11 protein-coding genes and 1 pseudogene are annotated in these 10,303 nt (G+C 66.8%); 6 read left to right on the top strand and 6 right to left on the bottom strand.

Going from position 1 to position 10,303, the window contains the following annotated elements; translation table 11 throughout:
- Window positions 1-109: 109 nt before the first annotated feature.
- Window positions 110-895: a CPBP family intramembrane glutamic endopeptidase gene (locus WA317_RS17645; RefSeq protein WP_425174263.1), complete on the bottom strand. Its 786-nt coding sequence runs from the start codon at window positions 893-895 to the stop codon at window positions 110-112.
- Window positions 896-931: 36 nt separating this feature from the next.
- Window positions 932-1,747: a DUF2470 domain-containing protein gene (locus WA317_RS17640; RefSeq protein WP_425174262.1), complete on the bottom strand. Its 816-nt coding sequence runs from the start codon at window positions 1,745-1,747 to the stop codon at window positions 932-934.
- A gap of 80 nt (window positions 1,748-1,827) precedes the next feature.
- On the opposite strand from WA317_RS17640, the gene pheA reads away from it, so the two are divergent.
- The 3 genes from pheA (at window position 1,828) to WA317_RS17625 (ending at window position 4,865) form a co-directional block, all read left to right on the top strand.
- Window positions 1,828-2,772 (top strand): prephenate dehydratase, encoded by a 945-nt coding sequence (pheA, locus tag WA317_RS17635; RefSeq protein ID WP_425174261.1) that lies wholly within the window; start codon window positions 1,828-1,830, stop codon window positions 2,770-2,772.
- A complete protein-coding gene (locus WA317_RS17630; protein ID WP_425174260.1) occupies window positions 2,769-3,467 on the top strand; it encodes a histidine phosphatase family protein in 699 nt (232 codons plus the stop codon). Before pheA ends, WA317_RS17630 begins: the two co-directional genes overlap by 4 nt.
- A gap of 135 nt (window positions 3,468-3,602) precedes the next feature.
- Window positions 3,603-4,865, top strand: coding sequence for a lipase family protein (locus tag WA317_RS17625; protein WP_425174259.1), 1,263 nt, complete (start codon window positions 3,603-3,605; stop codon window positions 4,863-4,865).
- Between the two features lie 9 nt (window positions 4,866-4,874).
- On the opposite strand, the gene WA317_RS17620 is transcribed toward WA317_RS17625, so the two are convergent.
- Complete coding sequence (locus WA317_RS17620) at window positions 4,875-5,252, bottom strand: NYN domain-containing protein (RefSeq protein ID WP_425174258.1); 378 nt, start codon at window positions 5,250-5,252, stop codon at window positions 4,875-4,877.
- A gap of 68 nt (window positions 5,253-5,320) precedes the next feature.
- Here WA317_RS17620 and WA317_RS17615 point away from each other — a divergent pair, with 68 nt between their 5' ends.
- The 3 genes from WA317_RS17615 to WA317_RS17605 all read left to right on the top strand — a co-directional run bounded on the left by WA317_RS17615 (window position 5,321) and on the right by WA317_RS17605 (window position 8,484).
- Complete coding sequence (locus tag WA317_RS17615; RefSeq protein ID WP_425174257.1) at window positions 5,321-5,536, top strand: DUF3072 domain-containing protein; 216 nt, start codon at window positions 5,321-5,323, stop codon at window positions 5,534-5,536.
- A gap of 461 nt (window positions 5,537-5,997) precedes the next feature.
- Window positions 5,998-6,708, top strand: a complete 711-nt coding sequence (locus WA317_RS17610) for a PAS and ANTAR domain-containing protein (RefSeq protein ID WP_425174256.1) — start codon at window positions 5,998-6,000, stop codon at window positions 6,706-6,708.
- A gap of 93 nt (window positions 6,709-6,801) precedes the next feature.
- Window positions 6,802-8,484, top strand: coding sequence for a DHA2 family efflux MFS transporter permease subunit (locus WA317_RS17605; protein ID WP_425174255.1), 1,683 nt, complete (start codon window positions 6,802-6,804; stop codon window positions 8,482-8,484).
- A gap of 26 nt (window positions 8,485-8,510) precedes the next feature.
- Here WA317_RS17605 and WA317_RS17600 read toward each other — a convergent pair whose 3' ends face one another.
- The 3 genes and pseudogenes from WA317_RS17600 to WA317_RS17590 form a co-directional block, all read right to left on the bottom strand.
- Window positions 8,511-9,473, bottom strand: coding sequence for an amidohydrolase family protein (locus tag WA317_RS17600; RefSeq protein WP_425174254.1), 963 nt, complete (start codon window positions 9,471-9,473; stop codon window positions 8,511-8,513).
- A 132-nt stretch (window positions 9,474-9,605) separates the two neighbouring features.
- Window positions 9,606-9,833: a hypothetical protein gene (locus WA317_RS17595; protein WP_425174253.1), complete on the bottom strand. Its 228-nt coding sequence runs from the start codon at window positions 9,831-9,833 to the stop codon at window positions 9,606-9,608.
- A pseudogene (locus WA317_RS17590) lies at window positions 9,830-10,247 on the bottom strand (metallopeptidase family protein). The gene WA317_RS17595 and the pseudogene WA317_RS17590 overlap by 4 nt, the downstream one beginning before the upstream one ends.
- Between the last annotated feature and the right edge of the window lie 56 nt (window positions 10,248-10,303).

The following is a 10,303-nucleotide window of genomic DNA, read 5'->3' as shown; positions in this document are numbered from 1 at the left end:
CCCCCACGGGGAATGATCGGTGACGGTTCCGGCTGCGAGGCGACGAATCGTCGCCGCTCGGGTGGTCGGTCGCCGTTCACGCCCTTAACGTACGTGCCGTGGCGCCCCGTCAGCGAAGCCAGCTCAGGTGGCCGGCCAGCAAGGCGTATCCCACGAACGCCACGCTGTCGATGAGTCCGTGCGCGATAACCAGTGGCCACAGCCGGCCCCTGCGCCGCCAGGCGTACCCGAACACCAGTCCCATCACCACATTGCCCAGCCCGGCGCCGAACCCCTGATAGAGGTGGTAAGCGCCGCGCAGCACGCTCGAGCAGCCCAGCGCGAGGCTGCTGCCGATCCGCAGCTGGCGCAACCGGGTGAGCAGGTAGCCGACGACGATTACCTCTTCGGCCCAGCCGCTGGCGAACGCGGTGACCACCAGCATCGGCAACCGCCACCAGGTGTCCCGCAAACTCGACGGGATCACTGAGGCGTTCAGGCCGAAATGGCGCGCGGCGACATACAGCGCCAGGCCCGGCAGGCCGATCGCGGCAGCCAGCCCGAATCCGCCGAGGAGATCGAACCGCCATTGGAACCGGCCCAATCCGATGCGGGTGGGGCCCGAGCCGCTGCGCCACAGCAGATAGACGCCGAGCCCGCCAAAGGCGATCAGCTGCGCGACGACCGCAACATTCAGACCCAGGTCAATGAGGTCGAAGTACGACCGCTTCGGGTTGAGCGGGATCTTCTGTGCGCTCAGGTTGCGCAGAACCGAGTCGGTCAGCTCCAGGATCGAAGTGACAGCGCTCAAACCGAACGTGACGGCAAGCACGACTGCGATCTCAATTTTCAACGTGCGCGCGGGCAGCGCCTCACCGTCAACCGTGCTGTCAGCTTCGCCCGGATGCGCGGTCACCCCGACACGGTAACCGCCCCAGCGGGACCAATCCGCCTACCGGCGGGCGCGCAGTCCGTTGACGAAAGGGCAGCCGACCAGAAGTCGAATGGCCCGGCTCAAACCGGTCAGGTCGTCGACCGGCGCACTGAACGGCAGCCGGACGTCACGGTCACCGTCTTCGCGTTCCACCCGCAGCCACACGCCGTACCGGTCGAGAGCCAGCGGGCGGATCTGCCCTCGCCGGAGCTGTACCGGCAGCCGGGCGGCCAACCGCGCGACCACGTCTGGATGGACGCAGTCGAGATGGCGCAGCCAGCAAGACTCCATCGCGCAGAACGGGTCGGGCTCCGCGGCGAGCAGGGCCGCGACCCCGACCGACTCGGCCCCGGCGGCGTCGGTGGCCACCACGGAATCGATCTCGAGCCGCAGCAGCGTGTACTGCGTGTCGTCGTCGGCGGGCGGCAGCGACCCGGCCGTCTTGACCTGCAATAGCGCAGGGTTTGGTTCTTCGGCCGCGAGCAGGTCGAGGATCGCCGGAACAGCCGGCAGCGGAACCGCATGCAGGCTGCCGCGGATCCACACCAGAGAACGCACCGGTTCGCGCAGCGGCAAGGGTGCGTAGTCGGCCAGCTCCAGCACCGCCTGAGCGCCGGCAGGTCCTTGCGCACCCACTGCCGCTGCTGTGGCGCCGTCCACCGGGATGGCCACGGCGAACGAACCGTCGGCCATGAGGTGGTGCAGCGGAGTGGTCACCGGTTGGACCCGTTCGACCGCGAGCAGCGCGCCGCCCGCGCGGGCACATGTGCTGCGGATCCTGTCCGCCGCTGGCGGGGTGTCGGGGACGGACGGGGCGGGGCCGGCAAACGTCATCGCAACTCCTAGGTAAGGTGAGGCTAACTTAACTAGTTCCGGTGGAACCATGCAAGACCGCTGCCCGATAGGGTTTGAGCGTGGCCCGAATCGCTTACTTAGGTCCGGAAGGGACGTTCAGCGAAGCGGCGCTGCTCGAGATGACCGCTGCGGACTTGATTCCGGGGCGAGGCGCCGAGGCCGTGCAGCCGCTGCCGGTCGACAGCACACCGGCCGCGCTCGACTCGGTTCGCGGCGGCACCGCCGATTACGCGTGTGTGCCCATCGAGAACTCCATCGATGGGTCAGTGACGCCCACACTGGATAGTCTGGCGATCTGCTCGCCGCTGCAAATCTTCGCCGAAACTACGCTCGATGTGGCGTTCAGCATCGTCGTCAAACCCGCGCGCACGGCCGCCGACGTGCAGACGCTGGCGGCCTTTCCGGTGGCCGCGGCACAAGTGCGGCGGTGGCTGGCCGCCCACCTACCCGACGTCGAGCTGCGGCCGGCGAATTCCAACGCCGACGCGGCCAAGCAGGTCGCCGACGGCAAGGTCGATGCCGCAGTCAGCTCGCCGCTGGCCGCCGAGCACTACGCGCTGGCCACGCTGGCCGACGGCGTCGTCGACGAACCCAACGCCCGCACTCGTTTCGTGCTGGTCGGTCAGCCGGGCCCGCCGCCGGCGCGCACCGGGGCCGACCGCACCGCTGTCGTGTTGCGCATCGACAACGCGCCCGGGGCGCTGGTCTCGGCGCTGACCGAGTTCGGAGTCCGCGCGATCGACCTCACCAGGATCGAATCACGGCCCACCCGAGTCGAGTTGGGCACCTACGTGTTTTTCCTGGACTGCGTCGGCCACATCGACGACGATGCTGTTGCTGAGGCACTCAAGGCGCTGCACCGTCGTTGTGCGGATGTGCGATACCTGGGTTCATGGCCGACCGGGGTGCCCGCGGGCGCCTCGCCGCCGCAGTCAGACGACGCTTCGCGCTGGTTGAGGCGGCTGCGCGAGGGTGCACCGACGGACGAACGGCCGGCGCCGTGAGCGGCCGGTTGGTGCTGCTGCGGCACGGCCAGTCCTTCGGCAACGTCGACCGCCGGCTCGACACCCGCCCGCCCGGGACGGAGCTGACGCCGTTGGGGCGCGAGCAGGCGCGCAGTTTCGCGCGCCATGCTGCACGGCGGCCGGGTCTGCTGGTGCATTCGGTGGCCACCCGCGCAGCCCAGACCGCGGCGGCGATTGGTGCCGAGCTGCAGTTGCCGGCCCGCGAAGCCATCGGCATTCACGAAGCGCAGGTGGGGGAGCTGGAAGACCGCAGCGACGACGAGGCGATCGCCGCGTTCAACGCGGTGTACGAGCGCTGGCATCGTGGCGAGCGGGACGTACCGTTGCCGGGCGGGGAGACCGGCGAGCAGGTGCTGGACCGCTACGTGCCGGTGCTGACCGATCTGAGGATGCGCTACCTCGATGACCATGACTGGGTCGACGACATCGTCGTCGTCAGCCATGGGGCGGCGATCCGGCTGGCCGCGGCGGTGCTGGCTGGAGTCGACGGCAGTTTCGTGATCGACCATCATTTGGCGAACGCCGAGTCGGTAGTGCTGGCGCCGGTGACCGACGGGCGATGGAGCTGTACGCACTGGGGCGCTCTGACCCCACCGTTCTATCCCGCGACCTACGCCGCGCCGGTGGCGGACGCCGTCGAGAACGGTCCGCCGGTTCACGACCCGATGGGCTAGCGGCGCGCCCGAGGGACAGCGCAATGTTCGATCTGTGACTGACCGCAGGCCTTTTCGTGACTCCGAGCACAGAAAATAACAGGGTTACCGACTGTCCAGCCGAACCGCCGCGCGCAGCACTCGAAAGAGCAACCGTTGATCTCGCCTTGGCACCATCCTGCCCGCAAATTCACTGCCCTGAGCGTCTTGGCTGCCCTCGTGGTCGCCGGCGCCGCGGCTCCTGCCCTCGCCGATCCCGACACCCAAGTCGTCACGACCGCCGGTGCGCTGACACCTGATCAAGACCCGTTCTACCGACCGCCCGCAGACATCGCGTCCTACGCCGCGGGCAGGGTTGTCGCGTCGCGCGAAGTCACCCCAGAAATCGGCCCGCTGCCCGTCCCGGTCAGAGCCTGGCAGCTGTCCTACCGCAGCAACGACCAGGACGGCCAACCGATCCTGGCAGTGACGACCCTGCTGAGTCCCGCGGCCGACTGGAGAAAGAGGGGCAGCCGACCGATCGTGTCGTACCAGGCTTTCGAAGACAGCGTCGGCAGCAGATGCGCACCGTCGTACAACATCGCCAGCGGCAACGCCGGTGAACTCGGCACCGGAAGCATGGTCAAACCGGATCGGATCGCCCCCTACCTGCAGGCCGGATGGGCGCTTGCGATACCCGAACACGAAGGCCCCCAGGCTTACTTCGGTGTCGGCCGTGAATCCGGCCGCATCACATTGGACGGCATTCGGGCCGTGCAGAGCTTCACCGGCGATCGCAGCATCGGCGCCGACAGCCCGGTCGCCATGTCCGGCTACTCCGGCGGCGCGCAGGCCACCGGTTGGGCTGCGCAGCTGCAGCCGGCCTATGCACCGGAGGTGAAGCTGGCCGGCGCGGCCGTCGGAGGTATGCCGGCCGACCTGACAACCGTCGCTCAATTCATCGACGGCGGCCCGTTCGCCGGTTTCGAGTTCGCTGTCGCCGATTCGTTGGCGCGGGCCTACCCGTCGGCCGGGATTCCGGCGCTGCTCAACGCACGCGGAGTGCGGGACTTCCAGGCGATCAAGGGCTTGTGCCAAGACGCCATCTTGACCACCTTTGCGTTCCGCACGCTCAGCCACGACGCCACTGTCGCCGAACCGCTCGCCGTTCCGGCCGTTGCAAACGCGCTGACTATTAACAAGTTAGGCGTGGCGGCAGCGCCGCAGACTCCGATCTACGACTATCACGTCGACACCGACGAGGTGGTGCCCGTCGGGCAGGACAACGCGACGGTGCAGCTGTGGCGTGCCAGAGGCGCGACCGTTGACCTGGTGCGCGACGTCACCGGTGGCCACGTGGGCGAGTACGCCAAGCGGCTGCCCTCCACGGTGGCGTTCCTGCAGGACAGGTTCGACGGAAAACCGTTCGCCGCCGGCTGAGCGGTGCGGTCAGAGCATCGATCCGATGAGTGCACGGAAGCTCGCCGACGGACAGATCGATGCGCCGACGCCGCGAACCCGAACGGCCAACCTCGAGTCGGAGGTCACGACCGTGATGTCCTGGGGGCGCCGCTCGGCTCGGACGAGTCGCACGATCTCGTCGTCTGCGGAGTCGGCGGCGGCCCGCGGTGCATGCGCTACCTCGATGACCGCCGAGTCGATCGGCGGCGACACCGGCTTCTCGAAAACCACTGTGACGCGGTGGCCCTCTGCCGCCGCCCAGCGGTCGAGCCGGTCGACGAGCCCGACCATCGCGCCCCGACGGTCCTTCCACCAGCCGTCCGGGCGGGATCCGATGACATTCATGGCGTCGACGATCCACCACACGGTTTCGACGCTACGGGGCCGACGCGCGCCTCTGCTTAAGACCGGCTTTCGCGGGGCATAGCTTGTGCATGACGGACGATGCTGGACAGGCACCCCGCGAGAACCCGGAAAAGGAGCAGTCGCAGTGGGTGACCGGTGACGAGCCGATGACCGGGCCGCAGCGCAGCTACCTGAGCACACTCGCGCGGGAGGCCGGCGAAGAGGTACCGGACAACCTGACCAAAGCGCAGGCTTCCGAGCTCATCGACAAACTTCAGCAGCAGACGGGACGTGGCCAGGGTTGACGGCCGGCGCACTCGCGGGGACTGAGCCGGCTGCCGGACATCACTGGGGGTGCTCGGCCATAGCGCCACCGAAACGGGCCGGTCAGTTGTAACGTAACGGGTATGAGTGTCGCGACATGCCCGGTGTGCGGCACAGGTTTTTCTGCCCGGTCGGATGCGGTGTACTGCTGCTCGGCCTGCCGACAGAAAGCCCACCGCACCCGCACGGCGGGGCGGATCGCCGAACTTAGTGAGCGGGCCAAGCAGAGCTTCGGCCTGGCGTTGACCAAACGAAACACCGCCTCAACGCAGCGCGTCCAAGACGTTGTCAATCGATCTCGCGAACTCTGCCTCACGGCCGCCGAGCACATGCAGCAAGCCGCCACAATTCACGAGCGATGCAGAATGGACCGCCTGGTGAGCAGCGCGGGCTCCGGTGGCACCGCGTCCGCACCCCCCACGCTTTCCACGGAGCGCGCACTGTGGCGTGGAAACTAGACGGTCAGACACCCGCGGTCGAGCAGGCGCTCGCCGGGGGTTCGCCGCAATCGGTGGGTTGGTTCCGGTTCTCCTTCACCGAGGTGCGCTGGGAATGGTCTGAGCAAGTGCAGCGCATGCACGGTTACGAGCCCGGCACCATGGTCAGACCGACCGTCGAGCAGGTGCTCTCGCATAAGCATCCCGACGACCGTGAGCGGGTGGCCGCCGGCATCGACGAGATGATCAACACCCGGCAGGGCTTCAGCACCCGCCATCGCATCATCGACATCCGCGGAGACGTGCACCAGGTCGTCGTCGCAGGTGATCAGTTCCACGATGAAAACGGCGAAGTCGTCGGCATCCGCGGTTTCTACATCGACCTCACATCGGAGTTCGATGACGACCGTCAAGATGTCATCACCGCAAAAGTCGCCGAAATCGCTGAGCGTCGCGCCGCGATCGAACAGGCCAAAGGCATGTTGATGCTGGTTTACCGGATCGACGATTCCGCTGCCTTCGACCTGCTCAAGTGGCTCTCTCAAGAGAACAACATCAAGTTGCAGCGGCTTGCCCGACAAGTCACCAGGGACTTCGCCGCCGTCGGTGAAACCGCGGTCACCTCCCGCACGACGTTCGACCAGCTGCTGCTCACCGCGCATCTGCGGGCTGACAACGCTGCCGTGCGCAAAGACGACTCAAAAATCAGCCGCTAGGCACCTCGCACCTTCGGCAGGGTTCAGGTGGCGGCCCTGTGATCACAAACTAGTTCGGCCATCTAACTGCTTTGGTCGCTACCCTTGATGGGCGTGCCTGATACCGCGACGAACCCGTGCCCCTGGAAGCCGCCGAAACCGTCGAAGCAGCCGACGACACAAGAGCCTGTCGCGACCGACCGCGCCGCCTCGTCCGTCGCGCTTCGCTCCCGGCCGACCACCGACGCAACTGGCTACCCGGACAACCTCGACGCCGGGCTGCTGCGGGTCGCGGGCGTGTGCGCCCTGGCCGTGGTGATGGCAATTCTGGACACCACGGTCGTCGGCATCGCGCAGCGCACCTTCAGGACGGAATTCGCGTCCAGCCAGGCCGTGGTCGGCTGGACTATGGCCGGCTACACGCTGGCGCTGGCCACCGTGGTCCCGTTGGCCGGATGGGCCGCCGATCGGTTCGGCACCAAGCGGCTCTTCATGGGTTCGGTCCTGGCCTATACCGTCGGCTCACTGCTGTGCGCGGCCGCGCCGACCATCACGCTGCTGATCGCGTTTCGCGTGGTGCAAGGCCTTGGCGGCGGGATGTTGATGCCGGTGGCTTTCACCATCTTGACCCGCGCGGCCGGCCCGACCCGGGTTGGTCGGCTGATCGCCGTGCTGGGCATCCCGATGATGCTTTGCCCCATCGCCGGACCGATCCTGGGCGGCTGGCTCATCGCTGCCTACGGCTGGAAATGGATCTTCCTGCTCAACCTGCCGATCGGCATCTTCGCCTTCATCGCGGCGGCCGTTGTCTTCCCACGCGACCGCGCGACAGAGTCGGAGAAGCTCGACGTCGTCGGCATGCTGCTGCTGTCACCCGGCATTGCGGGGTTGCTCTACGGACTGTCGTCCATCCCGGCTTGGGGCACGGTCGTCGATCACCACGTCTGGATGCCGGCGTTCACCGGGCTGCTGCTGATCGCCGGCTTTGTATGGCACTCGCTGTACCGGACCGACCACCCACTAATCGATCTCCGGCTGTTCAAGAACCGCGAAGTCACCACCGCCAACTCGGCGATGTTGCTTGCGGTGGCAGCCTCATTCGGCGCGTTGCTGCTTGTCCCGAGCTGCTTTCAGCAGCTGCTGCACCAAACGCCGATGCAGTCGGGGGTGCACATGATCCCGGAAAGACTCGGTGCGACGCTAGCCCTTCCGATCGCCGGCGCGCTGATGGACCGGCGCGGGCCCAACAAAATCATCGTGATCGGCGTCACGCTGATCGGCGCGGGCATGGCCTCTTTCGCCTATGGCGTCTGGACGCAAGCAGACTACGTGCCTGTCTTAGTTGCCGCGCTGGCGCTGATTGGCATGGGCGTCGGTTGCACCACCATGCCGCTGACCGCCGCGGCGGTGCAGGCTCTCGCCCCGCATCAGATCGCGCGCGGCTCGGCGTTGATCAACGTCAACCTTCAGGTGGCGGGATCGATGAGTACCGCATTCATGTCGATGATCCTGACCAATCAGTTTCTCCGCAGTAAAGACGTGTCGGCGGCCAACAAGATCGAGGTGCTGCAGCAGGAGGCGGCGCGACGCGGTGTCGCGCCGAATCCGGCGGCGTTTCCGCGGCGAGCTCTGGCTCCGGAATTTCCCGGCAACGTGCTCCACGACTTGTCACACGCCTACACCACGGTGTTCTTGGTAGCGCTGGCGCTGGCGGTGCTGGCGTACATCCCCGCGGCGTTTCTGCCGAAGAAGCCGGTGGCGCCCGGGGTGGCCCGAACAAAGGCGCTTGCGCACTGAAACGTGGTCGTTCCTCAGTTCAGCGTTCAGAGCCCGAGCAGGCGCTCGGCGTTGCGGTGGGCGATCTTCTCCCGGTCCTCAGGGTTGATGGGTAAGTGGTCGAGGAACTGCCGAGCGGCCTTCGTGTTGCCGTAGGGATAGTCGGCGGTGAACACGATGCGGTCGATCCCGATCACGTTCACCATGGCCAGATAAGCGTTGAAGGAAAGACTCCAGCTCGGATCAACCGCACCGGGCTCCTGATTGAAGAACTCGCCGGCGAGGATGCCGCCGTAGAAGTTCTCCCGTAGGTATTCCTTGACGGTGCGTTTGAGGCCGGTTTCTTCGGTCGGGAACGAGTAGTCCGCCCGCCACGCCATCCAGCTCAACGCTTCGAATTGATGGCCGACGATGATCTGCAAGCCGGGGAACCGGTCGAACACTCCGCCCAGGATCAGGCGCAGACAATGGATTCCGGTGTCGATGTGCCAACCCATGCCGGCCGCCGACAGCCGTGCGGTGACAAGCGGGTCGAAGCCGCCGTAATAGGTGTCGATTATCGACTGCGGCGGCACGGTGGGATGCAGATAGATCGGAACGCGGAGTGTTTCGGCGGATTCGAACACAGGCCAGAAGAATTCGTCGTCTAGGAAGCGCCCGTTGATGTGGCCGTTGATCAGGGCACCCACGAACCCGTGTTCGCTGACCGCACGTTGGAGTTCGGCGGCGGCTCGGGCCGGATCCCGCATCGGTAATGTGGCAAATCCGCGCAACCGGTCGGGGTGCTTGCCGATCGCGTCCGCCACGGCGTCATTGGCCTGCTTCGAGAGCTCCACAGCCCGCGACGGATCAAGCGTCTCTGGACCCGGAACACTGTGCGAGAGGATCTGCACATCGACACCCGCCTCGTCCATCGCGGCGATCCGCCCGTCCCCGAGGTCATTGATGCCGGGAGGCCACTCGCCTTGCGCGCCGGCCCGGCCGTAACCCGCCTGCTTCAGCAGGTCCATCTCCGACGTGAGCCCTTCGTGGCGTCGCCCCGTTTCTCGGGCACGCCGACCATCTGCGCGAGTACCCGCTGGTTTGGCCGTCGTATCGCGGCGGGTTGGGTTCAGGATTCCCGGTCGGCTACCCGAGCCGGTTCAGGCGAGGCGCCGCGAATCGGAAGGAGCCGTCGTACCGGCCAAGGCCGCCTCCAGTGCAATGCAGGCGCACCCAACTGCATCGCAGTCGACGACGAAGGCGTGCAGAAGGTGCTCAGGGCTGGTGCAACCGTCCTCGGTGCACTCCGGCCGCTGCAGGGAATGGCGGATGATTGTGCCGTGGCAGTGATCTAGGCCGGACCGGCAGTCGCGACACCCTGTGCTCATGGGCCGTTTCTAGCACTCGGCCCCGACATACCGGCGTTGCCGCGCCCACCGGGTTCGGCTGGTTCAGGCCCAGCCCAATTCGTGCAGGCGGTCGTCGTCGATACCGAAGTGGTGCGCGATCTCGTGGATGACGGTGATCGCTACCTCGTCGACGACGTCGTCGTCGGAGTCGCAGAATTCGAGCAACGCCTCACGGTAAATCGTGATGGTGTCCGGCAGAGAACCGGCGTAGTTGGAGTCTCGCTCGGTCAGCGCCACGCCCTCGTACAGGCCGAGCAATTCGCCGTCTTCCGGATGACGGTCGGCGACGAATACGACGACATTGTCGAGCGCGGCCGTCAGCTCCGGAGGAATCAGGTCGAGCGCATCGGATACCAGTTCGTCGAACCGCTGCGGGTCCATCCGCGCAGCCACTGCCGCTAGCCGCCGGGCGGCGGAGCTTCGGGCGGTGGTGGCAGTACGGGCGCTGC

Origin of the sequence: Mycobacterium sp. (assembly GCF_049802695.1) — a bacterium.
In the GTDB taxonomy this organism is placed as follows: Bacteria; Actinomycetota; Actinomycetes; order Mycobacteriales; family Mycobacteriaceae; genus Mycobacterium.
Note: the sequence above shows the minus strand (reverse complement) of the source record. Positions and strands in the feature narration are given on the sequence as shown.